The 22201-nt window shown below is 64.8% G+C and carries 24 protein-coding genes; 4 read left to right on the top strand and 20 right to left on the bottom strand.

What is annotated here, in order from left to right; translation table 11 throughout:
* Nucleotides 1-81: 81 nt before the first annotated feature.
* Nucleotides 82-1062 carry a uroporphyrinogen decarboxylase family protein gene (locus ABFD92_15925; protein ID MEN6506027.1) on the top strand — a complete coding sequence of 327 codons (981 nt, stop codon included), beginning with the start codon at nt 82-84 and terminating at the stop codon, nt 1060-1062.
* 6 nt (nt 1063-1068) lie between these two features.
* Here the strand turns inward: ABFD92_15925 and ABFD92_15920 are convergent, their stop codons facing one another.
* From ABFD92_15920 to ABFD92_15905, 4 genes are all read right to left on the bottom strand, one after another.
* Nucleotides 1069-2184, bottom strand: coding sequence for a DUF4339 domain-containing protein (locus ABFD92_15920; GenBank protein MEN6506026.1), 1116 nt, complete (start codon nt 2182-2184; stop codon nt 1069-1071).
* Nucleotides 2185-2351: 167 nt separating this feature from the next.
* Complete coding sequence (locus tag ABFD92_15915; GenBank protein MEN6506025.1) at nt 2352-3434, bottom strand: uroporphyrinogen decarboxylase family protein; 1083 nt, start codon at nt 3432-3434, stop codon at nt 2352-2354.
* Between the two features lie 39 nt (nt 3435-3473).
* The gene (gene dnaN / locus ABFD92_15910) at nt 3474-4574 is read right to left on the bottom strand and encodes a DNA polymerase III subunit beta (protein ID MEN6506024.1); all 1101 of its coding nucleotides are present in this window, start codon (nt 4572-4574) and stop codon (nt 3474-3476) included.
* A gap of 323 nt (nt 4575-4897) precedes the next feature.
* Nucleotides 4898-5494: a class IV adenylate cyclase gene (locus ABFD92_15905; GenBank protein ID MEN6506023.1), complete on the bottom strand. Its 597-nt coding sequence runs from the start codon at nt 5492-5494 to the stop codon at nt 4898-4900.
* A gap of 282 nt (nt 5495-5776) precedes the next feature.
* Between ABFD92_15905 and ABFD92_15900 the strand changes: the two genes are divergently transcribed.
* Entirely contained in the window at nt 5777-7117 is a 1341-nt protein-coding gene (locus ABFD92_15900; protein ID MEN6506022.1) for an alpha/beta fold hydrolase, read from the top strand.
* A 138-nt stretch (nt 7118-7255) separates the two neighbouring features.
* Here the strand turns inward: ABFD92_15900 and ABFD92_15895 are convergent, their stop codons facing one another.
* From ABFD92_15895 to ABFD92_15830, 14 genes are all read right to left on the bottom strand, one after another.
* Nucleotides 7256-7813 (bottom strand): hypothetical protein, encoded by a 558-nt coding sequence (locus ABFD92_15895; GenBank protein ID MEN6506021.1) that lies wholly within the window; start codon nt 7811-7813, stop codon nt 7256-7258.
* Complete coding sequence (locus tag ABFD92_15890) at nt 7810-8295, bottom strand: type II secretion system protein (GenBank protein MEN6506020.1); 486 nt, start codon at nt 8293-8295, stop codon at nt 7810-7812. The genes ABFD92_15895 and ABFD92_15890 overlap by 4 nt, the downstream gene beginning before the upstream one ends.
* Complete coding sequence (locus ABFD92_15885; GenBank protein ID MEN6506019.1) at nt 8292-8732, bottom strand: prepilin-type N-terminal cleavage/methylation domain-containing protein; 441 nt, start codon at nt 8730-8732, stop codon at nt 8292-8294. The genes ABFD92_15890 and ABFD92_15885 overlap by 4 nt, the downstream gene beginning before the upstream one ends.
* A gap of 8 nt (nt 8733-8740) precedes the next feature.
* Nucleotides 8741-9508, bottom strand: a complete 768-nt coding sequence (locus tag ABFD92_15880) for a PilZ domain-containing protein (GenBank protein MEN6506018.1) — start codon at nt 9506-9508, stop codon at nt 8741-8743.
* A 150-nt stretch (nt 9509-9658) separates the two neighbouring features.
* Nucleotides 9659-10081, bottom strand: coding sequence for a prepilin-type N-terminal cleavage/methylation domain-containing protein (locus tag ABFD92_15875; protein MEN6506017.1), 423 nt, complete (start codon nt 10079-10081; stop codon nt 9659-9661).
* Nucleotides 10082-10238: 157 nt separating this feature from the next.
* On the bottom strand, nt 10239-10568 hold the full coding sequence (locus ABFD92_15870) for a PilZ domain-containing protein (protein ID MEN6506016.1): 330 nt from the start codon (nt 10566-10568) through the stop codon (nt 10239-10241).
* A gap of 9 nt (nt 10569-10577) precedes the next feature.
* Nucleotides 10578-11702, bottom strand: coding sequence for a type II secretion system F family protein (locus ABFD92_15865; GenBank protein MEN6506015.1), 1125 nt, complete (start codon nt 11700-11702; stop codon nt 10578-10580).
* A gap of 12 nt (nt 11703-11714) precedes the next feature.
* Nucleotides 11715-13439 (bottom strand): GspE/PulE family protein, encoded by a 1725-nt coding sequence (locus tag ABFD92_15860; GenBank protein MEN6506014.1) that lies wholly within the window; start codon nt 13437-13439, stop codon nt 11715-11717.
* Nucleotides 13436-14071 (bottom strand): hypothetical protein, encoded by a 636-nt coding sequence (locus tag ABFD92_15855; GenBank protein MEN6506013.1) that lies wholly within the window; start codon nt 14069-14071, stop codon nt 13436-13438. The genes ABFD92_15860 and ABFD92_15855 overlap by 4 nt, the downstream gene beginning before the upstream one ends.
* Nucleotides 14064-14609 carry a GspMb/PilO family protein gene (locus ABFD92_15850; protein MEN6506012.1) on the bottom strand — a complete coding sequence of 182 codons (546 nt, stop codon included), beginning with the start codon at nt 14607-14609 and terminating at the stop codon, nt 14064-14066. The genes ABFD92_15855 and ABFD92_15850 overlap by 8 nt, the downstream gene beginning before the upstream one ends.
* 4 nt (nt 14610-14613) lie before the next feature.
* On the bottom strand, nt 14614-16095 hold the full coding sequence (locus ABFD92_15845) for a hypothetical protein (protein MEN6506011.1): 1482 nt from the start codon (nt 16093-16095) through the stop codon (nt 14614-14616).
* Nucleotides 16096-16548: 453 nt separating this feature from the next.
* The gene (locus ABFD92_15840; protein ID MEN6506010.1) at nt 16549-16971 is read right to left on the bottom strand and encodes a prepilin-type N-terminal cleavage/methylation domain-containing protein; all 423 of its coding nucleotides are present in this window, start codon (nt 16969-16971) and stop codon (nt 16549-16551) included.
* A gap of 119 nt (nt 16972-17090) precedes the next feature.
* A complete protein-coding gene (locus ABFD92_15835) occupies nt 17091-17513 on the bottom strand; it encodes a prepilin-type N-terminal cleavage/methylation domain-containing protein (GenBank protein ID MEN6506009.1) in 423 nt (140 codons plus the stop codon).
* A gap of 148 nt (nt 17514-17661) precedes the next feature.
* Entirely contained in the window at nt 17662-18084 is a 423-nt protein-coding gene (locus ABFD92_15830) for a prepilin-type N-terminal cleavage/methylation domain-containing protein (protein ID MEN6506008.1), read from the bottom strand.
* A gap of 187 nt (nt 18085-18271) precedes the next feature.
* On the opposite strand from ABFD92_15830, the gene ABFD92_15825 reads away from it, so the two are divergent.
* Together ABFD92_15825 and ABFD92_15820 are read left to right on the top strand one after the other, a co-directional pair.
* Nucleotides 18272-19018 (top strand): HEAT repeat domain-containing protein, encoded by a 747-nt coding sequence (locus tag ABFD92_15825; GenBank protein MEN6506007.1) that lies wholly within the window; start codon nt 18272-18274, stop codon nt 19016-19018.
* A gap of 136 nt (nt 19019-19154) precedes the next feature.
* Nucleotides 19155-20060, top strand: coding sequence for a DUF1559 domain-containing protein (locus ABFD92_15820; protein ID MEN6506006.1), 906 nt, complete (start codon nt 19155-19157; stop codon nt 20058-20060).
* A gap of 96 nt (nt 20061-20156) precedes the next feature.
* Here ABFD92_15820 and ABFD92_15815 read toward each other — a convergent pair whose 3' ends face one another.
* Entirely contained in the window at nt 20157-20555 is a 399-nt protein-coding gene (locus tag ABFD92_15815; GenBank protein ID MEN6506005.1) for a hypothetical protein, read from the bottom strand.
* 548 nt (nt 20556-21103) lie between these two features.
* Entirely contained in the window at nt 21104-21838 is a 735-nt protein-coding gene (locus tag ABFD92_15810; protein MEN6506004.1) for an MBL fold metallo-hydrolase, read from the bottom strand.
* Nucleotides 21839-22201 lie beyond the last annotated feature (363 nt).

Below are 22201 nucleotides of genomic sequence, written 5' to 3'. Positions count from 1 at the left end.
CGTTTTGTCGTTTGTTTCGGATTTCGAGATTCGAATTTCGGATTTTCCCCTATAATCCCCCTCCCCCGGAAGGAGAACACAATGAGACTCATCGACATGGTTCGCCAGGCCGACCGACGGCTGGTGGCGCCGCTGGCGGGGTATCCCGCCGTCAACCTGACCTGCTCGACCGTCAAGCAGAACGAGTTCAACGCCGAGTTGCAGGCCCGCTCGCTGTACAAGCTGGCCGAACGCACCGCCCCGGATATGCTCTTTACCATGATGGACCTGTCCATCGAAGCCGGCGCCCTCGGGCTGCCCGTGCGATTCCCCATCGACGAGTCAGCCACGGTCGAGTGGCACCCCGTCAAGTCCGTCGCCGACCTCGATCAGTACAAGGTCATCGACCCGGTCTACGACGGCCGCGTGTGGGTCTTCCTCGAAACCACCCGCCTGCTCAAGACCAAGCTCGACATCCCCATCGGCGCCTATGTCATCGGTCCGTTCACGCTGGCGGGGCTTATGATGGGCGCCAACGATATCGCCATGGCCACCATTGAGACGCCCGAAGTCGTCCAGGCCACCGTCAACTTCTGCGAGCGCGTGGCGATCGACTTCGCCAAGTCGCTTCAGCAAGCCGGCGCCGACGCCATCTGCATCCTCGACCCGACCAGCGTGATCCTCTCGCCCAGCGCGTACTGGGAGTTCGCCGGGCGCAGCGTCGAGAACATGGTCCGCCACCTCGACACGCGCACGATCCTGCACGTGTGCGGGCAGACGTCGCACCTGCTGGAAAACATGTGCCGCACCGGCACGCAGGGGCTGAGCCTGGACTCGATGGTCCCCTTCGAGCAGATCATGCCCCGCCTTCCCGGCGACGTGGTGCTCATCGGCAATGTCGATCCCGTCGGAACCATGCTCCAGGGCAATCGCGACAAAGTGCGCCGCGACACCACCGCCCTGCTCGAGGCCATGCGCCCCTACGAAAACTTCATCCTGTCCACCGGCTGCGACCTGCCCGCCGAGACGCCCATCGAGAACATCGTCGAACTGGTCGAAACCACCAAGCGGTTCAAGATGTAGGATGCTTCAATTGGGCCCGCTCGATGCGTGCGGGGCGTGGGCGCCGAGGTCGCCTTCCTTGCGAAACAGCCCGACGCGGGAGGCGGCCTTTCGCAGGGCGGCGGTCCCGTCGCGCCACAGCGAGCGCGGGGCGTCGGCCTGCGCGGGTGGCAGTTGCAGCATCGCCAGTTCCTCGACGAACTCTCGGGGCCACTTCTGCCGCCGCTGGTCGTCCGCGGCAAGGGCGCGTACATCCTTGAGTGCCTGCCACTGGGGCATTTCCTCCGAACGCACCGCGTCGTCGAGTTTCATGTATCCCTGCCGCAGCCAGGTCATGAGGCCGCTTGCGTCGACAGGCCCGAACGCCCGGTCGTTGATGCGGCAGTACCACAGCGTGCCCGAGACGTTCAGGTCGCGAGCCGGTTCCTGCGGCGGACGCCTCGCCGCCGGCGCCGCCGGCTCGTCGAGGCGATGGAGGATCCGGCCAAACTCCGGCATCGGCGGCGACTGCTCGATGATCATCTGCCCCAGCGTCGTCGCCAGGCTGTTCAGGGCGCGCTGGACCTTGGCGGCCTTGCGCTCAATGATCGCCAGGTGCTCCCGCACCTCGACGAAGCGGGCGTGTTCGGTCCTGGGGTCGGTCTCGGCCAGAACCTCGCGAAGCTTGCGGGCCCGCTTGTTGCATTGCTGAACTCGCAGCACCAGGTCGCGCCCCTGGCGGCACAGGCGGACCATTTCCTCGTCGGCAAACGGCGTGGCGGCCACGATCGCCATCTGCCCGCAGTCGCGCGCCACAAGCTGTCGCACGTTCGCGCGCTCGCGATCCGCCCGCGGCGACGGCCGCGACGACGACGCCCCGTCGCCGTCCGTTGACGGCGAGGCCGCCGGAATGATCAGGCGCGTCCCGCACGTGGGGCACTCTTCCATCTTGCCCACATGGTCGGCGGCCACCTCCAGCACGTTGCCGCACCGCACGCACGCGTGGCGGATCATCGCCGGCGGAGGCGCAGGGGCATCCGCCGCCCGTGACGGGCGCGCAATCAACATCGTGCAGGAGCACACCGGACATTGGACCGTCTCGCCGAGGCGGTCGTTGCTGAGCCTCAGAACAGCAAGGCACTTGCGGCAGGTGATCTTGAACATCGCCACTCCTTCGGGCCGATGCCATTAGTGAACTGCCGGGTACCGCTACAACCGAAATGCGCCCAGGATCATACCGCGCCGGCGAACCGCTTCAATAATATAATCGTCGGTGATTCATCCCCTCAGCGACGAGGGAGAATGGCGTGGCGGACGGAAGCGTTCGGGAATCACTCCGCCTGGAATCGCGGCAGGGAGAACATGTCCCGGTAGGCGTTGATCACGGCGAGGTAATTCGCCATCGGAACGCTTTCGATGATGGCGTTGGAGGCACAGAGGATGTGGCCGCCGTCGCCCTGGCCGGCTTCCAGGCAGGCCAGCGTGTGGGCGCGAACCTGCTCGGGACTGGCGAATGACAGGGTGTTGCCGCAATCGAGGTTGCCGTACAGCGTGACACGCGCACCGACGGCGGCCTTGAGAGCCGCCAGGTCCATGCCGGCATGCATGTCGATCTCGAGGTAGCCGTCGACCTCGCAGCCGGCGGTGAAGTCCACCAGCACCGGCCACAGGTTGCCGTCGCTGGCGTTGACGGACCATCGGCCCGCGGCGTGGATGCAGCGGGACAGCCGTCGCACCTGGGGGACGATGAACTTGCGGTAGGCCTCCGGGGCGATCAGCGGTCGCGTACCGGAGAAGTCGCCGCCGACGCCGATCTGGTCGAGCCCCAGGGCAAGGTACTTCTCGACCAGCGCCAGGGTTCGGTCGGTGGCCAGCTCGAAATGGCGATGGGCAACCTCGGGCGCCAGCACCATCGCCATCATCAAGTCGGTGTCGGTCCAGACGCCGTGTGCATACGCCGGGGCCAGAATCGGCAGATCCACGTCGCGGCGGCACATCTCCTCCTTCAGCATCGCGTAGATCAGCAGGGTCTCATCGCCGGGAGGCTCGACCGCGGCGGCGCGATCGTTGCGCATGGCGAGGCGCTCGATCGGGTCGTCGCTGTCGCGCAAGGCCGCCGAAGGGGCGGGCTCGCGCTTTGCCGGCGGCGCCGGAGGCGCGGGGTTGGGCAGCACGTACATCATGTCGTGGCCCATCCGCAGGGCCAGTTCGAGCTGGTCCACCGCCGACTGCCGCACCGCCGCCTGCCAACCGCGGTCCTGCACGATCGAATTCCAGAGCGCCCAATTGTGCGTGGCCAAGGGGCGCCCCAGGAGGCGGTCCGCCAGCGGCGGCAGGAGCACGTACTCGAACATTGGCGTGCGGTCCGGCGCGCGATGGTGCAGCGCAGCTTCAATTCGCCGGCGCGAGGTCATATTATCCATCTGGCGGAAGCGGCAGGGTTCCGAAGGCCGTTATCCCAAGTCCACCGGCATGATGACGTAGAGGAAGTCGTTGCCGGCTTTGACGACGGCGGGTTTGTTCGAGGCCATCATTTCCAGCGTCACGTCTTCGAGTTCGACCACTCGCATGGCTTCGATAAGGAAGCTGGGGTTGAAGGCGATGTCCATCGGTTCGCCTTCGAGGGTGATCTCGCAGTTGACCTGGGCTTCGCCGGCTTCGGGGGCGCGGCTGGAGAGGGTGACCTGCTTGTCCTGGAACTTCAGGCGCACGCCGCGCGACTCTTCGTTGGTCAGCAGCGCCGCCTGGCGGATGCGGTGCTCGAAATTGGCCCGCTTGACGGTGACTTTGCGGGTGAAGTCCTTGGGAATCACGTCGCCGTATTTGGGGAAGTTGCCCTGAACCAGCGAGCTGATCAGAACCGCCCGCGCCGTGCGCAGGAGGATCTGGTTCTCTTCGATGCGGACATCGAGCATCTCCTCACCGCCGACGGCCACACGCTGCATCAGGTTCATCAGCTTGGCCGGGACGATGGCCGAGACGTCGCGGGCGGCCGTCTTGGCCAAGGCCCCCTTGGCCAGCGCCAGGCGGTGACCATCGGTGGCCACGAGCTGGATTTTCTTTGCTCCGGCTTCCCAGAGCACGCCGGAGATGGCGTAGTGGCTGTGGGCCTTGGCGGTGGCAAAGAGGGTCTTGCCGATCATCTTGGCCAGCGTGGCGGCGGGAACCTGGAAATCGGCGTCGCCGGCAAACTCGGCGACGGTGGGATACTCGCCCGGATCGTAACCGAGGATCTTGAAGTGTGCCGCGGCGCCGGTGACGTGGCAGGCATCGGCGTCGGCCTCGATGGTCAGGCTCTCTTCGTCAGCCGACTCTCGCACGATGCCGGCCAGTCGGTCGGCGGGCACGAGGGCCTCGCCTTCCTGCTCGATCTGGACCGCCGAGACCTGATAGCGCAGGGCGGCTTCGAGGTCGGTCGCCAGGATGGTCAGCATTCCCTCTGATGCGACCAGCTTTACGCACTGGAGAACGGGCTTGGGAGTTCGGGCCGAGACGATGGTTCCAGCCAATGCCAATGCTTCCTGCAGTGCGGCGGTCTGAGCAATTACTTTCATGGAACACCTTCCCTTGTGGTGCTTACCGGCTTCGGAACAATAAGTTGTTTGTGCCGTTATACCAGAGCAGGTGGGGGATGCAAGGGAGAAATTCAGGGCGTAGGTCATAGGTCGGAGGTCTTAGGGTTCGGGGCAGGATGAGCCGCGGATTGATGGGTGCCGTGGCGCGCAGGGCCGAAGGCCCGGAGAGCCACGATCCCTGAGCGCTGGTGCGCGAGTCGTGGCTGTCGGGCTGAAGCCCTCCCGCCACGGCACCGGGCCGAGCTTCCCGCCCGCGCAGCGGGCACCCTATGACCTATGACCTACGACCTACCCCCTATGACCTACCCCCTGCACTTGTCGCAATCTTTGAACGTGATCGTGCGGCAGTCAATGTTGAGTTTCTGGCAGGCGCTCTCGGCCAGATCGATGTAGTGACGCTGGATCGGCGGTCCGGCCAGGGCGAGCTTTCGCTCGACGGTCTCGAGGGCAGTCTCGTCCGGGGCCTCGATCTCGACAAAGTCCCCCAGCAGCGGCAGCGAGTCCAGCTCGACCAGGCACCCGTCCAGCCGCCACGTGCTGCGGCGCTTCTGGAGGGTCATCGTCACGATCAGCCCCAGCGCCGCCAGCAGCGCCTCGATGGCCGCCGCGTCGTCGACGAACGTCTGCAACTCGCGGCGGATCTTCGCGCGAACGTGATCCTCGGCGGGACCTTTGTAGGTCAGTTGCGGCCGCTCGTCGGCGTCCTGGGGACCTTCAACGTGCCGCATGACACGCAGTCGCAAGCCGATATCGCCGCCGCGCAGGGAATGATCGGCGGTGTCGTAGTAGCGGTCGGTCTGGATGACGGTCTGCAGGTGCGCCGCCCCGGCGGCATCCAGCGCCGCCCGCACGGAATCGAATGACGCGACCTTGAACTTGAGTTCGATCTCGCGAGCCATGGGGGGATTATACCAGCAGGCGGATGGCATGGCGACACGCGTTGTTCAGCGGGGGTGGGCGCGAGCATCATGGCGACCCGCTCCGCGTGTCGCCGTGCCACCCATCGTCGGGGGAAGACTCTTTGCCGCAGCTTTCGCCATTTTACCCCATAGGCAGATATCGCCATCCGTGATAGGATGATTGCGTGGGATGGCCATCGGCCATGCCAGGCACGGTCGGGACGGCCGTGCAGATGCATCTGCGGCAGGGAGGCCACGTCGGATAACGCCAAAGGAGCGCCGGTGCGGTTATCTACCTATACGCGTTCTGCCCCCGTGGGGGCTTTCGTTTTCGCTTCGGGCTTGATCTACGCGCTGAGCGTGCTGCTGTGCGGGTCGCTCATTGAGGCGGCGTATGTGGCCGCGGTTCCGGTTTTCGTGACCCACGCCTTATTGCTGCGCCGCCAGACGGTGCGGGGCCTCTCGCGCAGGCATGCGATCTACTTGGCGATCTACGTCGTGCTGCTGATGGGGCTGATCGGGGCGTACCAGGCGGCATTCGTCTACGTGACGCCCTCGGCGAAGGTCCGCTGGCAGGACCTGGCGGCGGCGGCGTATTTCGTGGCCGCGATCCACATCATCATCTGGTCGCTCGACCGCGCCTGCCGCGCGCTGATGCGGCGGGCGATGGGCGTGACCGATCCGGCGGCCGCCCCGCCATGGCGCCGCGCGTGCGTCCTGACGGCGCGCCTGGCGGTGGTGCTGCTGGTCGCCGCCCCGCTGGCCACGGCAGCCCTGACAACGCATTGGATCCGCTTCGGCGACTCGACCGATCCGCAGGCCCTGTGCGGGATCGAGTTCGAGCAGGCGGCCTTTTACACCGACGACGGCGTCATCGTGCGCGGATGGTACATGCCCGCCGACGACGCGGCAAGCAACGCGGCGATCATCGTCGTGCCCGGGCGCGGCATGGGCAAGGCCACACTGATTCCCTACGCCCGCCTGCTGGGCGAGCAGGGATTCAACGTCCTGCTGATGGACCTGCGCGGCGAAGGCGAGAGCGAAGGCTACACCCGCGGGTTCGGCGTCGTCGAGTCGCGCGACGTGCTGGCGGGCCTGCGATACCTCAAGCAGGCCCACCCCAGACACAGCACCCACGTGCTGGCGGTGGGAATCTCGCAAGGCGCCGCGGCGGTGCTGGCCGCGGCTAAGGCCGACACGCGCATCGAGGCCCTGGCCGTCGACAGCCTCTACCCCTCCCCCCGGGCTGAATTGGATACGATCCTCGCCTGGCTGCCCGCGCCCGCACGCAAATACGTCTGCAACGCCACGCTGGCGATGGCCTCGCTCCAGGCCGGAGACAATCTCCTGGCGGAATCGGCGGCCGCAGATCTGCCCGCCGTCGGCGGGCGAGCCCTGCTGATGATCCACAGCGAGCAGGACGCCGCCGTGCCGCTGCACCAGGCCCGCGCGCTCTACAACTCGGCCGCCGGACCGGCGATGTTCTGGAAGGTCAGCGGCGCCGCCCACGGCGACGCCGTCTACGCCCGCCCCGGCGAGCACTCATCGGTCGTATGTAAGACGTTCAAGTCAGTCCGGGCGGGACTGGCCCCATTTGCGTGGACGGGCCGATTCAGAAGCTGATCTGACGGCAGAAGTTTCTGCTACTGTACTGTCAACCTTGTTTGTTCAGGTGGCACAGGCTTTCTGGCCTGTGCAGGCACAGCCTGGAAAGGCTGTGCCACCAAAGCGGCTGCCCATAGTCTCAACATTGACGGTACACTACTTCTTCTTCGCCCGGGTAGTGCCCGTTCTCTTGCCGTTGCCATTGCCATTGCCCGCGTCGTCGGAAGAGCTGGTGTCGCTGCTGTTGCCGTTGCCATTCCCATTGCCATTCCCGTTGCCATTGCCGTTGCCGTTGTTGCCGTTGCTGTCTCCGCTATCGGAGTCTTGCTCGTCGGCGTTTCCGTTGTTCTGGTTGGAGGCGAATGTCATCGGGACCTTAGGTTGATACGTGTCCATGTCCGTGGCCGGTCGCACGGTGATGGAGTACTTGCCCGGGGCGACTTCCTTGAACGTCATGACGTATCGTTCGTCGTCCTGGGTGGCAATGCAGGAGTACGGATCTTCCCCGGGCGTGCCGGTCTCCAGCAGCGTCAAAGCCCAGGCCGTCACGCGGGCCGGACCGGTATTCAAATCGTCCTGCAGCGTGAACACCGTCGCCGTGCGCAAATGCCCGGAAGTCTGCGAGAAAGTCGCCATCCACAGCAACATCGCCAGGACCAGAAAGGCCATCGTCCCCAGCAGCGCGTGGCCGCGATGTCGCGCCGGCGTCCTCATGGCGCGCTCCAGATCATCGTCGCGCGGCGCGTGACGCCGCCGCGAGTCACCACCAGCGTGATGCGGACGCTGCTCTCGGTCAGGTGCTGCACCAGAAACTGCGAAACGCCCCCCGCCATCGGCACCGAGGCGGCGGCGGCCACGTCCGTGCGGATGAGTCTCCCCGCCTCCAGGGAGTATTCGATCTCGTCTTCGTCGCCGGCGGGTCCGGTATAGATCCGCATCCGGGTCTGACCGGGCGTCGTGACATGGCGGACCATCCCCAGGTCCTGGCGCAGGCTCTCGATGGCGAACTGCAGCTCCTGGGCGGCCGTCGTGCGGTCCGCCGCGTCGGTCAACTGCACCGAGAAGTATCGCCAGAACTGTGCCGAGATGGCCGTCACCATCGTCATCAGCGTCGCGACGACCATCAACTCCAGCAGCGTGAAGCCGCCGGAGGCTCTGCGAAGCGATTGGCGGGGCGATGTCGATGTCGCGGTCATGGCTTGTTCTTGTAGTGGCCGAGCTTGCGGCCTTGGCTTTGGCCTTTGTTGCCGGCGGGCGGGGTGTTATTGCCGGCGATGGCGGCCACACTGGCCCGGACGGTCATCGTCTGTGTCGACAGCGCCCCTTGGACATCATCGAGGGTGACGACGTTGAATCTGGAGGCCGCCACCGGCGGCGACCAGGGGGCTTCACCGGCCCGGTCGTACAAGTCGGCGGCGACGCCCAGTCGCTGAAGCCATCCGTCGGTCTGGCTGACGACGTAGAAGGTGGGTTCATCCACGCACCAGGACTCCAGTTCGCCGACGCTGCGGCTTTGCCGCACCGTCAGGGCCACCAGGCTCAACAGCCCGATGCCCAGGACCGCGATGGCGACCTGCAGTTCCAGCAGGGTGAACCCGCCTCGGGGGCGGCGATATTTGAAGGCAATGGTCATATGGCAACCTATTGCGTGGGCGTCAGCGTCGTTCCGCCGCCGCTGATGACGCCGCTAAGGGTTCCGGTCTGGTCGATGACGAGCTGCCCCGACCAGACGCTGCTGCCGTTGCGCCGGGCGCGGACGCTGAAGGACGTGGCATCGGCGGCGAGAGTCTCGTAGACGTACACCGCGTCGATGTCAGCGGCGCTTCGGGCGACCGAGGGCGACAGCAGGTCCTGCGCCTGAAGGTCCGTCAACTGCGGCGCGAAGGCGCGGCTCTCCAGCCAGTACATCCGCTGGGCCGACCAGATCGTCTTGAGGTTGGCGGCCGCGGCGTCCACGCGCGCCTGCTCGATGGAGCGGCGGAAGATCGGCACCGCCAGGGTCGTCATGATGCAGATGATCACCATGGCAATGCACAGCTCGACCATGGTGAAAGCCGCCCGCCGCAAAGGAGGGCTCTCGACAGTCTGCAGATATCTGGCAAAGGCGCGGTAATCGCCGGCCCGGTCGTCGGCGACGAGTTCTATGCCCAGCAGGTTTCCATCGGGCAGGGTCTGGGCCCATCGGGTGACGCCGAAGAGTTTCAGAGGCCTGGGCGCGGCATCGCCCCCCGCCAGGGATACGTTGACGCTGACGAGTTCGCCGCCGGGCAGGGCGCGGGGCGAGAAGAGCGCCAACCCGCCGGCGGAGATGTTGAACACCTGCGCCGCCGGGATCGGCGCGCCGCTGCCATGTTGAACGGTCGCCGGCGCCATCTGCGTCAGGCGCCGGTGCCGGCGAAGGCTCTCCATGATCTCCCTCCGGAGTGGCACAGGCGTTCGGGCCCGTGCATCACAGCCTGGAAAGGCTGTGCCACCATCACAGCCTGGAAAGGCTGTGCCACCATCACAGCCTGGAAAGGCTGTGCCACCGCCACAGCCTCGAAAGGCTGCGCCGCCGTATCAGGTCTGCATCGGGTTGATGGCCGGCAGATCGGTGATGGTGCTGTTGGTGGTGTCGAACCCTTCTTCGCAGAACGTCACGGTGTACTCGCCGTAGCCGGCCGAGGCGCCGCTGCGCGTCAGCGTCAGCTTCCAGGAATCTTCCAGGCTGCTGGTCTTGCCCGCGCCGATCTTGCCGACGGTGTAGTACTTGGGCGTGCTGAGCTTGATGTCCAGGTCGTCGAGGTCTTCGGCATAGGTGCCCTGGCGTGCGTGATACCGCTCCTGAGACGCCTGGACGGAGGCGAGATAATTGAACGCCTCAGCGGCCTTGGACCGCTCAACCGATGCCATGAACCGCGGAACGGCAAATGCCGCCAGCACGCCGATGATCACCACGACCACGGCCAATTCCACCAGCGTAAAACCACTGTTCTTGCGCATGTTGACCTCCTGTAGTCAATCCGACGCTTAGTCGTTATGCAGCTTGTATAGAGACTTTCGGCCGCTGCGGCCGCTCACTTAAGTAACTTTTGCGGAATCTTCGCGGTCTTTCGCGGGGAAGAGCCGCGGCTTTTCCCCCTCGTCAGGGGGCTACGAATCATCGTCCGTCAACCATCTCGCACAGATCGGGCTGGGTGGCCATGGCCAGCACCGTGTCGAACTCGACGCCGAGAACGGCGCCGCCGTCTTCTGCCGTGGCGCGGCGCACGACGGCGTTGACCCAGGTCGCCACCGGCCGTCCCTGACGCGCCAGGGTGACGCTGATGCGCACGCGGCTTCCCGCGGCGATGAAGAACGGCACGAACAGCCCCATGCCGCCGCGGCTGATGTCGATCGACCGCCCGCGGCAGAGGCGCGCGGTGGCGAGGTCTTTGACCTCGACGGCCATGCTCAGGGGGACGCGTTCATATCTGCGGGCACCGATCATATCAGCGGCTCACTTTCCACCGGGTCCCGAGGCCATCTGGAACATGGGCAGGTAGATCGACGTCAGGATGACCGCCACGGTGACGCCCATGCCCAGGATGACCACCGGTTCGATCATGCCCGTCATGCGTTCCAGCAGCGCCTCGACGCGCTTGCGGTAGTACGTCGCCACCTGGCCCAGCACGGTCGCCAGCTCGCCCGACTCCTCCCCCACGCGCACCATCGAGACGACCATCGAGGTGAACAGGCCCGTCTCCTCCAGCGACGAGGCCAGGCGGATGCCGCTGGCCACGCGCGACGAGACCCGCAGAAACGCCTCGCGGTAGATCGCGTTGTTGTGGAACACGCCCTGCATCGAGTGGATCGCCTCCAGCAGCGGCAGGCCGCTGTTGAGCAGCAGCACCATGTTGGTGGCGAACCGCTCCATGTTCGTCTCGACGGCGCACTCACCCAGCAGCGGCGTCGTCAGCAGCACGCTCTGAAACGTCCGCCGACCGCCCGGCGTGCGAAGGTAATACCGCAGCGCCAGCACCACGGCGATCACCCCGCCGAACAGGTACAACCCGTCTTCCTGCAGAAACTCCGACAGGTCGATCACCGTCTGCGTGATCGCCGGAAGCTTCGAGCCGGCCTCTTTGAAAAACTCCGCGAAGACCGGTACCACCTTCCAGAGCATGATCGTGATGGCCAGGATCGCCACCCCCAGCAGGATGATCGGGTAGATCATGGCCGAGATCAGCTTGCCCCGCATCTCGCGCACCGCAACGATATTGGCCGTCAGGCTCGCCAGCACCTGGCCCAGTTGCCCGCTGGCCTCGCCGGTCTTGATCACCTCGATCCACTGGCGGTCGAAGACCTTGGGAAAACTCGCCGCCGCCTGGTGCAGCGTCAGCCCCCCCGCCACCCGCTCGGCGATGGTGCGGATGACCCCCCGCATCTTCTCGCTCTGAGACTGGTGGGCCGAAATCCATAGCGCCTCCAGCAGCGGCGTGCCGGCCGCAAACAGCGTCGTGAGCTGCTGGAAGAACCGCAGCTTGTCTTCGGACTTGATCGCCGGGTGCAGCTTCGACGCCGTCCGCACGTGGCGTTGCAGCCACGAACCGCCTTGCTTGACGCCGCCTGAGGTCATGGTCATCTCGGCCATCGTTTACTCCGATTCCGCCATGGAGACGCTGAGGGCTTCTTCCATGCTGGTGTCGCCGCTGCGGACCTTGTCCAGGCCCGCGTCGGCCAGCAGCATCATGTTCTGGTTCTGCGCCTCGCGGCGCAGTTCGGGCAGGGGGACGTTCTCGCTGATCATGTCGCGCAGCTTCGGGGTGATGCGGATGACCTCGAAGAGCCCCACCCGCCCCTTGTATCCGGTGTTGCGGCACAGGTCGCAGCCCTTGGGGCGGAAATACTCCGCCGCGGGGTCCATCTTCCACTTGGCCGCGGTTTCGGGGTCGAGTTTGTACGCCTCCTTGCACTTGGAGCACAGGCGCCGCACGAGGCGCTGGGCCTCGACCAGCCTCAACGCCGAAGCCAGCAGAAACCGCTCGATGCCCATGTCGGCCATGCGGTTGATCGCCGCCAGGGCGTCGTTGGTGTGCAGCGTCGAGAGCACCATGTGCCCGGTCAGGGCGGCGCGCAGACAGATCTGGGCGGTCTCCTGGTCGCGCACCTCGCCGACCATGATCACGTCGGGGTCCTGTCGCAGGAAGGCCCGCAGCGCCGAGGCGAAGGTCAGCCCCACCTGCGCCCGCACGTGGACCTGGTTGAGCCCCTCGAACTTGTACTCGACGGGGTCCTCGACGGTCATCACGTTGACGTTGGGTTTGTTGAGCAGGTTCAGCGTGGCGTAGAGGGTGGTGCTCTTTCCGCTTCCGGTGGGTCCGGTCACCAGCAGCAGCCCGTGCGGGCTCTCGGCGGCGATGCGGAAGTCGTCGGCCTGTTTCTGGCTGAAGCCCAGCTTGGTCATGTCCAGCGGGATGGCGCCCTTGGAGAGGATTCGCAGCACCATCTTTTCGCCATAGACGGTGGGCACGGTGCTGACGCGCAGGTCAACGCGCTTCTGGTCGACCGTCAGGGCGATGGCCCCGTCCTGCGGGACGCGGCGCTCGGCGATGTCCATCTTCGAGAGCACCTTCAGGCGGCTGATCATCGGCAGGTACATCTCGCGCGGCGGCGGCGAAAACTCCTGCAACTGCCCGTCGACGCGGGTTCGGACCTTGACGCAGTTCTCGAAGGGCTCCATGTGGATGTCGCTGGCGCCGTTGCGGACGGCCCAGGACAGGATGTGGTTGACCAGGCGGATGACGTGGCTGTCGCGCCCCTTGGGCACGGGGCGGTCCAAGTCCACCACCTCGTCGACGGAATCGGACTCCTCGGGCGTCTCGATGGTCCGGCTGGCCTCCTTGCTGATTTCTTTGATGACGTCGCGCTTTCCGAAGGCTTCATTCAGCGCCTCGGTCAACAGGTTCAGCGGGGCCACCACCGGCAGGATCACCAGGTGCGTGAGCATCTGGATCTGCTCGAAGACAGTCAAGTCGGTCGGGTTGACGAAGGCGACATTGAGCGCGCCGTCGACGGCCTGGAGGGGCAGCACCAGGTGCTCGCGGCAGGTTTTCTCGCCCACCCGCTCGACCAGGGCGGCGTCGAAGGCCAGCGGGTCGTCCAGCCCCGCCAGGGGCAGGCGCAGGTGCTCGGCGTAGACCTGGGCGATCACTACGTCGCTGACAATCTCGGCGCCGACCAGCGCCTCCTCGACGGAGGTATTGGGTTGGCTCAGGACCTGCTGCACCTCGTTCATGTCTGCCGGTTGGAGCAGGTTGCGGTCCAGCAGCAGCCGCACCAGCAGCGACTGGTGGGTTCCGACTGACGCGTCCTGGATCATGACGATTTCTCCCTGCCTTGGAGCTGGACGGGCGGGACCGTCGGCGTCGGACCCTTGGGGGCGGGCATGGCGATCTTCCGGGTCAGGGCGCCGAATCGCAGAACGGCCCCGTCGGGCTCGATCCGCTCGACCACCCAGCCGCGCGCCGAATCGCTGCCGCCGATCGTGTCGCCGGTCTTGTAGATCATGTCGCCGACGACGACCAACTGAATGTCCTCGCCCAGGCAGATGCCCGTCACGGCGCTGGCCGGCAACGGCGGCACTACCGGCGCCGAGGCGGGTTGCGACGCCGGCTGGCTCGCCGGCTGGCTCGCCGTCATCTTGACTGGCGCCGAGGCCGCCGCGAGCGGCGCATCGGCGGGCTGCGTCGATGCCGTCAGGCTCCGCTTGGGCGGCTCGATCTTCTGGGCAGCGCGGTTGAGATAGCTGGACCAGTCCACTTCGAACGGATCGCGCGGGGCGTCATTGCCCTGCGGGCTCATCAGCGTCGGGCGCAGCATCTGGCGCGTGATCAGCGGGGAGGGCTTCTCCGCCGTCGCCCGCGCGGGGCCCCCTTCGCCGGCGCAGTACGCCAGGTAGCCCATGATGCCCGCCGCAAGGTACGGCGCCAACTTGTTGAGTTTCTTAAGCACTTTTGCGAACCAGTCCCAGCACGTAGACCTTCATTACGATCACATCGGGCATCTTCTCCATCCGCATCATGTCCACCCGCAGCAGGCGATCCGAGCGGTCGAGCCACTCGATGAACTGCCTCATCTGCGGATATGTCCCCTGGACTTCCACCGCCAGCGAGACAGCCTTGTACGGGCCGACCGCCTGCGGTTGCTTCGACTCCATATTGCGCAGCTTCACCTTGGCTGCGCGCGAACCGGCCAAAAGGTACTGCACCCACTCGTTGGTATCGCTCTGCTGACCAATGCGATCCTGGTAGTCGGTTACCTGTTTGCGCAGACTCTCGACGTCCTGCACCAGAGAGAGGCGCTTCTTCTCCGCCGCCACCAGACGCTGCTGCTGCTCGATCGCATCAGACAGCGGCATGTAGATCGCCACGGCCGCCACCAGCGTGATGGCCGCGACAATAGCCAATCGCATCTTGACCGGGTCGCCCAGGACCTTGACAAGATGGGCCTTGTACTGCAGGAGTCTGGCTTTGTCGGCGGCGACGGACATTCGATCAGCCTTTCTCCGCGGCGACGGCGGCCCGCTTTTCCTTGGGCAGGCCCAGGATCGTGAACAGGGCGATATCGCTGGCGGCGTCTTTGCGCCACTTGATCTCGACGAGGTTGAGTCGCGGGAAGTCGCGTTTGAGAATCGCCACCTCGCGCAGCGACTCAAGGAACTGGTCGATCTCCTTGGGCGCCGACCCGCGGTCGGGGAATCGCGCCATCCCCCGCAGCGTCAGCGACTGGTTGGCCTTGCGGGGATTCTTGCCCTTGCTCATCTGCAATTCGTATTCCCCGGTGATGTTGGTCAGGCAGGCGTTGGGCGGCAGGCGACCGGGCAGGTCGGCCAGGTAGTTGCTCCAGATCACGCGCGTCGACAGGAAGGAGCGAACGGCCTGCACCTCGGTTTCGAGCGTCTTTCGCTCATTTTCGATCTCGTTCGTTCGCAGCTTGGCGGCCCACTTGTGCGAGGCATTCTGCCTTTTGAGGGAGGCGTAGGTCGTTTCCAGGTCGCTCTGCAGATTCCACATGTACACGCCGATGGCGCCGGCCATCAGGAGCATCGCGATCGCCAGTTTCCTGGGGAACAGTTCCTTGAGGGTGGCCGGCGGTCTCATCGTGCGGAACATGTCCAGCCACTCGATGGTGCGTTTGCGGGCCGCCTCGGCCAGCGCGCAGGCGTATCCTTCGTCGCTCATGCCGCCGCCGCGGTGTACCACGACCGGCAAGGCGGTCTCTTTTTCCAGCCCCTCGCCCAGGCCTTCCTCCTCGCTGCCCTGAACCACTGCCCCCGACAACTCGGCGATGCCCAGCTTGACCGTCGCGTGGACCTGCAGGTTGCGAATGGCCGAGATGATGTTGGCCACCGGGTCGCTGCCTCGCACGAACCGCCGCCACAGCAGCGGTCTGCCCGAAGCCACCAGCGCCGCCAGCCCGCCGGCCGGTCCCAGAAGCACGCGAATATACGTCTTCCAGCCGCGCGGGACCTTGGTCCCTTCGCCGGAGGTGATCGCCGCCCACGGGGCCGGCGCCAGGCGATAGTCTTTGATGCCCGAGCGGGTCAGGGCCTGGAAGATCTGGTCGGCGCGCGTCTTCTGGCAGGCGGCCACGGTGCTGATGGTAGCGCCGTTGAGCTTGGACTTGAGGGTGTCGCTGACGATGTCGGCATCGGCGTCGGCGGCGGCGGCAACGGCGCCGGACTCACCGGCCAGACCCTGCGCCTCAGCCTCGGCGACGCGCGTGGTGAAGAACATCAACTCGGCGCCCAGGCCCACGCAGACCGACGCGGCACTGCGCTGGCCCGGGGTAAGATTCGTCTCGAGCCAGGCCGCCAATGCCTCGCCGGGACCGTCCTGGGGCTCGAAAGCGACCTGCTCGGTAGAGGCCTTCTTGCCCGCCACGCCGGCGGCCACCGTGGCGATGGTCATCGCGGCGTCCGTGAGATAGACGCCGACGGATATCGCCCAGTTCATCTTGTCCTTGAGGGACTTCATTAACGGTTCACAAACCTCCACGCCACAAAGCTGGAGAATGATTCCGGACCTCCTGCGCGAGGTCAGACACGTCTTCAACGTCGGTCATTCCCGCCCCGCCCTTAAATAACGCCCCCCCGATGCCCCTTAGCCTCTTGCTCCCGTCACAGCCATTCACCGCGGAGATCGCAGAGACCGCAGAGGCATAATGTTCAAGAGAAGTTGAACCGGGGTGGCAGGCGACACGCGTTGTTTCAGCGGGTCGCCATGGGGCTCGTGCTGATCATGGCGACCCACGAGAAACAGAAACGTGCGTCGCCATGCCACCCTGCCCACATGGCCTTGAGCTCTTGCCCCTCTGCGGTCTCCGCGGTCTCTGCGGTGCATGCGGTTTCCGGGTTACCGGTAAACGACACAGACGCGTCCCGCCGCATGGGCCGGACGCGTCTGCGTCGATTTCAAAACCGGTTGCCGTTAGGTCTGCATCGGGTTGATATCGGCATGATCCTTGATCGTGCTGTTCTCGCCGTCGTAGCCCTCTTCGGTGAAGGTCACGCTGTATTCGCCGTAGCCGGCCGAGGCGCCGCTGCGGGTCAGGGTCAGCGTCCAGGAATCCTGCAGGCTGCTGGTCTTGCCCGCGGCCACCGTCCCGGTGGCAAAGTACTTCGGGGCGGTCATCTTGATGTCCAGGTCCTTCAGGTCGTCGGCATACGTGCCCTGGCGAGCGTGGAAACGCTCCTGGGCCGCCTGCACCGATGAGAGGAAGTTGAACGCTTCGGCGGCTTTCGACCGCTCGACCGACGCCAGGAACCGGGGCACCGCAAATGCCGCCAGAACGCCGATGATGACCACGACCACTGCCAATTCCACCAAGGTGAATCCGCGCTTATTCCGCATGCCATGTCTCCTTTTCGAGGACGTTCAGGGGCATCCGTGTGCCCCGTACAGGTTAACTTTCGGTTCGTTGAATCCCGCAGTTCATTAAGGACAAGAAGAATTCGCGCCCCCGTTCGCTATCACGTCTGCATCGGGTTGATGTCGGCGTGATCGCTGATCGTGCTGTTGGTGGTGTCAAAACCCTCTTCGGTAAATGTCACGGTATACTCGCCGTAGCCGGCCGATGCGCCGCTGCGAGTCAGGCTCAGCGTCCACGAATCCTCCAGGCTGCTGGTCTTTCCGGCGGCGATGGTGCCCGCTGCGAAATACTTGGGCGCCGTCAGCTTGATGTCCAGGTCCGCCAGATCGTCGGCGTAGGTGCCCTGGCGGGCGTGGTACCGCTCCTGGGCCGCCTGGATCGACGAGAGGAAGTTGAACGCCTCGGCGGCCTTGGACCGCTCGACCGACGCCAGGAACCGGGGTACCGCGAATGCGGCAAGAACGCCGATGATCACGACGACCACGGCCAATTCGACCAACGTGAAACCGCGTTTGTTTTGCATGGTTTGCCTCCTATGAGCAAAGTTTGCGTTCTGCGATCAAGGGCAAGGTAGGTTTCAAGTTCACCCGGGGCAAAAATCGCGGAGAAAAAAACCAATAAAAAACGGGTCCCTGAGAGGGACCCGCCGTGAAATCGTTGTTCTGCCGCGATCAGGTCTGCATCGGGTTGATGTCAGCATGATCCTTGATCGTGCTGTTCTCGCCGTCGTAGCCCTCTTCGGTGAAGGTCACGCTGTATTCGCCGTAACCGGCCGAAGCGCCGCTGCGGGTCAGGGTCAGCGACCAGGAATCCTGAAGGCTGCTGGTCTTGCCTGCCGCGATCGAGCCGGTTGCGAAGTACTTCGGCGTCGTCAACTTGATGTCCAGGTCTGCCAGATCGTCGGCGTACGTGCCCTGGCGGGCGTGGAATCGCTCCTGCGCCGCCTGAACGGACGAAAGATAGTTGAACGCCTCAGCCGCCTTGGACCGCTCCACCGACGCCAGGAAGCGCGGCACGGCAAAGGCCGCCAACACGCCAATGATCACCACGACCACCGCCAACTCAACCAGCGTAAAACCGCGTCTGTTCCGCATGCCATGTCTCCTTTATAGTTCTTCCGGGAACCTTGTCCCGTTTCCAGATTTTCTCTCGACGAGTTCCACCCCTTTCTTGAATTGCGACGCAAAATCCTGTAACCGCCGTGCGGCCGCGCTCCACTTGAAATTCAAGCCGGCAAATGCTGAAATGAAATCGGCGAAACAACACAAAATGAGGTGCCCCATGAAACGCTGGATCTGCCTGCCTGTCCTGACTGCCCTGTTTCTTCTGGTCGCTGCCCAACCCGCAGCCGCACGCGTCTCCATCGGCATCGGTGTCGGCGTTGGCGGCGGCCATGCGCCGTACTACCATCCGCGCCCTTATTACGGGCACTACGGCTATTACTATGGCCCGTACCGCTATCCTTATTACTACCCTGCTCCGGCGGTGGTATATGTAACGCCCCCGCCACCTCCGGCGCCAACCTATGTCTATGTCCCGCCGGTGGTTCAGGTTGCCCCCGCCGAGCCGGCGCCGCAGGTCGTGGTTGAAGCCCCCGCTCCACCGCCGGCGACACAACCGGCCTACGTGCCCCCGCCGCCTCCGGCGACCATCGCCGCCCCTGCTGGGCAACCGCCCGTAGTCGTCCAGCCCGCGCCCGTGGTCCGCAGGCCGCTGACAGTCGTAGACCCCCGTGCGGCCGAATACCTCGCCCTGCTGACCAGCGGCGATGACGGACAACGCAAGAAAGCCGCCAAGGAACTGCGCGACTTCAATACCCCCCCGGTGGTAGCCGCCCTGACCCGGGCCCTGGCACGCGACGGCAGCAAGGACGTCCGCAAAGAATCCGCCAACAGCCTGGGCAAGTTGCTGGCCCCCCAGGCCCTGCCGGCCCTGAGACAGGCCGCCCGCGAAGATGTCGACAAGGGCGTCCGCAAAGCCGCCCTCAACGCCGTCAAGAAGATCGAAGAGAGATTCGCTCGGGACTGATCTGCACAGATATTCAGCGCCTTTGCACACGAAGTGTCCAGGCGGCCTGCAAGGACCAGGCCAAACGGCAGGTAATCCGACGTAACTCCTTTTGGCGCGCATGTTGCGTGATGCCCGTCAAAAGGAGTTATGTCTTTTGGAAAGAACCACGTGCCATCGCGACGCCGAGGGTGCCGGGTTTACCCTGGTCGAGTTGCTGGTGGTCATCGCCATTATCGCCGTTCTGGTGGCCATACTCGTGCCCATTGTCGGCAACGCCCTGGTCGCGGCCCGATCCACCGCCTGCCAGGCTAACCTCAAGCAGATCGGGTTCGGGCTGGGCGCGTATCAGCGGGCCCACAATGACCTGGTGGTTCCTTCGTACACGATGACCGGAACCGACGGCGGCGTGGACAACCCGCTGGAGGGATGGGGTCCGCTGCTCGACCGCGACCAGCTCGTGACCACCAGCCGCACCTCCGGAGGCAACGTCTTCTACTGCCCGGCCACCATCGACGTCGAAGGCATGAAGGATGGACAGACCGGGACCGAGCCGAACAACCCCAAGGGCTGGATGGAATGGCCCAACGTGCGGGCGGCCTCGGGCACGGGCAACGTGGCCACGACTGTTCCCGCCCGCGGGTTCAACAACATCTTCAAAGTCGCCTACTGGATCAATGCCGACAACCCCATCGGCGCAGTCACCTCCGTCACGCCCGACATGTACTACACCGCCTCCGTCGGATATGGACCCAGCACCAATGGCGTGACCATCCAGCCGACCAGCCGCTGGGCGTTCAAGGCGCCCTCGCGCCTGGTCGCCGTGGCCGACGGCCTCTACGCCGGAAAGCACAAGCAGAACCAACTCGGATCAGCCGACTCCCGCATCGGGTACCGCCATGGAAACGTCGCCAACGTGGTCTTTGCCGATGGGCACGTCGGTTCCATCGAGGGCAGCAAGTTTCCCCGCGGGCGAGGCGCTGCCGACCTGGCGACGATCCAGGCCGAAAACGCCGGCCCCGCCACCCTCTATGCCGATCCGGAAAAAGCCCTCGCGCCTTAATCCGGAGATTCACCGCGGAGATCGCGGAGATCGCAGAGATAAAACTCATTTCTGACAATCCGCAATCCGAAATCCAAAATCCGCAATGCGTCGCCCCTACGGTTCATCCACTTCCACAGTGATGTCGATGCCCGTCGCGGCGCCTTGCTCGGGGGTCCCTTCGACATTCACACGGTACTTGCCCAGGGCGGCGTTGGCCGGGGCGCTGATGCGGATCGGAACCTCCGGCGGGTCGCTCGCGCGGACAAGCACCGACGTCGGCTCGACGGAGATTCCCGGCGAGGCCGTCAATCGCAAACGCACGTCCTGCTTGAAGTAATCGCCCCGGCTGAGGTTCACGTTGACGGTCTTGGTCTCGCCTTGTTTGACCTTGACCGTCCACATCGGGATTCCGATCTTGAAGCTCTCCTCCTTCGCCAGCCCGCCCCCGCGGGGACTGGCGCAGCCGACTAACCCTGTAATCGCGACGGCGGCAACAAGCGTTGGAAATCGCATGACAGTTCCTTTCTGAGGGTGTGATAAGCTCCTTTGCCCTCTTCTATTGAAGTATAGTCGTAGCGCCCCGAGTGATCCTGATTCTGATACCCTTAAAGCTTTGGGCTTCGCCTTGCATCGCGACGATGGTTGTACTTCCTTGTACTTTGTTGTACTTTTCACAGCGGTTTGCAGGGAACCCGCCGCAAACCGCTTCCCCGAAAGAGGTACGGGCTGTACCACAATTGTACTTCCTTGCACTTTGTTGTACTTTTCACAGCGGTTTCGCATTCATGTCCATCCAGTTGTGGCATTCGCGGACCCTAATAGTCGACATTCCGCTCCGCGTGCTTCAGCGGCGTTAGCCCCAAGACTGACAAAGAAGTTGGGCCACAGAGACACCGAGAAAAACGAGAAGATGGGCATTAGAAAACACCACCTTTGACTTCTCCGGCTCTGTGAGCTCTGTGTCGCTGTGGCCCGTAGACCGCCCGTACCTTCCACGCATGACGAGGGGTACAAACGGTAATCCGCAATCCGCAATCCGAAATTCGAAACCTGCCCTCGTCCTACGGTTCGGGCGTGGACAGCAGCGATTTGATCTCGGCGGCAAGGGCGGTCAGGGCCTTGTGGCCGTCGCCTTGGAATGAGCTGCCGTGCATGGCGGCGATGGCTTGGGGGTCCAGGGCGGCCAGGCGGTTGAGCATGCTGTCGGTGTGCGGGGTGTAGGGCATGTCGTGGGCCAGCGGGCCGCTGCGGCTGGCGCGGATGGCTTTGGTCGCCCGCTCGATGATCTCCGGGCCGGCGACCGGCGGGCAGTTGCCTCCCTGGAAGAACAGGTCCGAGCACAGCAGCGTGCGCTGGGTCTGGTCGAAGAACAGGCCCGCGTCCCAGCCGTGCGGCAGGTGCGGCGTGGCCAGGAACTGCAGGCGGTGGCGGCCCAGGGGGAGTATCTCGCCATCGGCCAGCGGGCGCGGCGGTCGGATGGCGAAGTCGCCGAGGTTCACCATTGCCGCGACGAAGCTGCAGACCCCCTGGGCGCGCGGGGCGGCCGCCAACCAGTCGTTCATGGCGCCGCACTCGTCGGACTCGAAATGACTGAATCCGATCCACCGCAGCGTCGAGGGGTCGATGATCGTGGTCACGCCCTCCAGCGTGGTCTGGAACATGCCCCGCATGCCGGTATGCATCAGGAATGGCTCGTCGTCGCGGATCAGGAACTGGTTAAACTCGATGCGGTAGTCAGGATGAAACGTGGAGATGCGGAAGATATCGGCCGCCAGTTCGGTCACAGTGTATTGCATGCTCGGGCCTTTCTGATGTGATAGTTATACGCCCCCCTGCCGCCGAGCCCTTTTATTCCCCGGGGAAGACGCCTCAAAATGTCCAACCTGTGAAAACGGATCGAGGAAGAACTCCTCGATTCCTCCGTCGCCGCAAAGCGACCCTGGAGTGCGGCGGCCGCGACGCCGCCCTGGCTGTTGCTCGGAAATAGGAGGACGCCATAATTGCAGCCTGCGTCATGGCCGTAGTGAAGCTTTCAATCGCATAGGGTTTCATTGTGTATGTGGATCTTGCGTTCGCCAAAAACATCCAGGGCGGCGTCGCTGCCGCCGCACTCCAAGGGGCACTTTCCCCGCGTCAGAGGCAACTGATAGTAGCCCCCC

It is taken from the genome of Planctomycetaceae bacterium (assembly GCA_039680605.1).
GTDB lineage: Bacteria > Planctomycetota > Phycisphaerae > SM23-33 > SM23-33 > JAJFUU01.
The sequence above is the reverse complement of the archived record's forward strand: the minus strand, read 5'-3'. Positions and strand labels throughout refer to the sequence as shown.

Coding starts and splice junctions, on each gene's coding strand:
- ABFD92_15865 (MEN6506015.1), bottom strand. CDS start 11,702: ATGACCATGACCTCAGGCGGCGTCAAGCAAGGCGGTTCGTGGCTGCAA.
- ABFD92_15810 (MEN6506004.1), bottom strand. CDS start 21,838: ATGCAATACACTGTGACCGAACTGGCGGCCGATATCTTCCGCATCTCC.
- ABFD92_15890 (MEN6506020.1), bottom strand. CDS start 8,295: ATGACCGCGACATCGACATCGCCCCGCCAATCGCTTCGCAGAGCCTCC.
- ABFD92_15845 (MEN6506011.1), bottom strand. CDS start 16,095: ATGAAGTCCCTCAAGGACAAGATGAACTGGGCGATATCCGTCGGCGTC.
- ABFD92_15880 (MEN6506018.1), bottom strand. CDS start 9,508: ATGGAGAGCCTTCGCCGGCACCGGCGCCTGACGCAGATGGCGCCGGCG.
- dnaN (MEN6506024.1), bottom strand. CDS start 4,574: ATGAAAGTAATTGCTCAGACCGCCGCACTGCAGGAAGCATTGGCATTG.
- ABFD92_15925 (MEN6506027.1), top strand. CDS start 82: ATGAGACTCATCGACATGGTTCGCCAGGCCGACCGACGGCTGGTGGCG.
- ABFD92_15835 (MEN6506009.1), bottom strand. CDS start 17,513: ATGCAAAACAAACGCGGTTTCACGTTGGTCGAATTGGCCGTGGTCGTC.
- ABFD92_15920 (MEN6506026.1), bottom strand. CDS start 2,184: ATGTTCAAGATCACCTGCCGCAAGTGCCTTGCTGTTCTGAGGCTCAGC.
- ABFD92_15905 (MEN6506023.1), bottom strand. CDS start 5,494: ATGGCTCGCGAGATCGAACTCAAGTTCAAGGTCGCGTCATTCGATTCC.
- ABFD92_15895 (MEN6506021.1), bottom strand. CDS start 7,813: ATGAGGACGCCGGCGCGACATCGCGGCCACGCGCTGCTGGGGACGATG.
- ABFD92_15885 (MEN6506019.1), bottom strand. CDS start 8,732: ATGACCATTGCCTTCAAATATCGCCGCCCCCGAGGCGGGTTCACCCTG.
- ABFD92_15915 (MEN6506025.1), bottom strand. CDS start 3,434: ATGACCTCGCGCCGGCGAATTGAAGCTGCGCTGCACCATCGCGCGCCG.
- ABFD92_15830 (MEN6506008.1), bottom strand. CDS start 18,084: ATGCGGAACAGACGCGGTTTTACGCTGGTTGAGTTGGCGGTGGTCGTG.
- ABFD92_15875 (MEN6506017.1), bottom strand. CDS start 10,081: ATGCGCAAGAACAGTGGTTTTACGCTGGTGGAATTGGCCGTGGTCGTG.
- ABFD92_15815 (MEN6506005.1), bottom strand. CDS start 20,555: ATGCGATTTCCAACGCTTGTTGCCGCCGTCGCGATTACAGGGTTAGTC.
- ABFD92_15870 (MEN6506016.1), bottom strand. CDS start 10,568: ATGATCGGTGCCCGCAGATATGAACGCGTCCCCCTGAGCATGGCCGTC.
- ABFD92_15840 (MEN6506010.1), bottom strand. CDS start 16,971: ATGCGGAATAAGCGCGGATTCACCTTGGTGGAATTGGCAGTGGTCGTG.
- ABFD92_15850 (MEN6506012.1), bottom strand. CDS start 14,609: ATGTCCGTCGCCGCCGACAAAGCCAGACTCCTGCAGTACAAGGCCCAT.
- ABFD92_15825 (MEN6506007.1), top strand. CDS start 18,272: ATGAAACGCTGGATCTGCCTGCCTGTCCTGACTGCCCTGTTTCTTCTG.
- ABFD92_15860 (MEN6506014.1), bottom strand. CDS start 13,439: ATGATCCAGGACGCGTCAGTCGGAACCCACCAGTCGCTGCTGGTGCGG.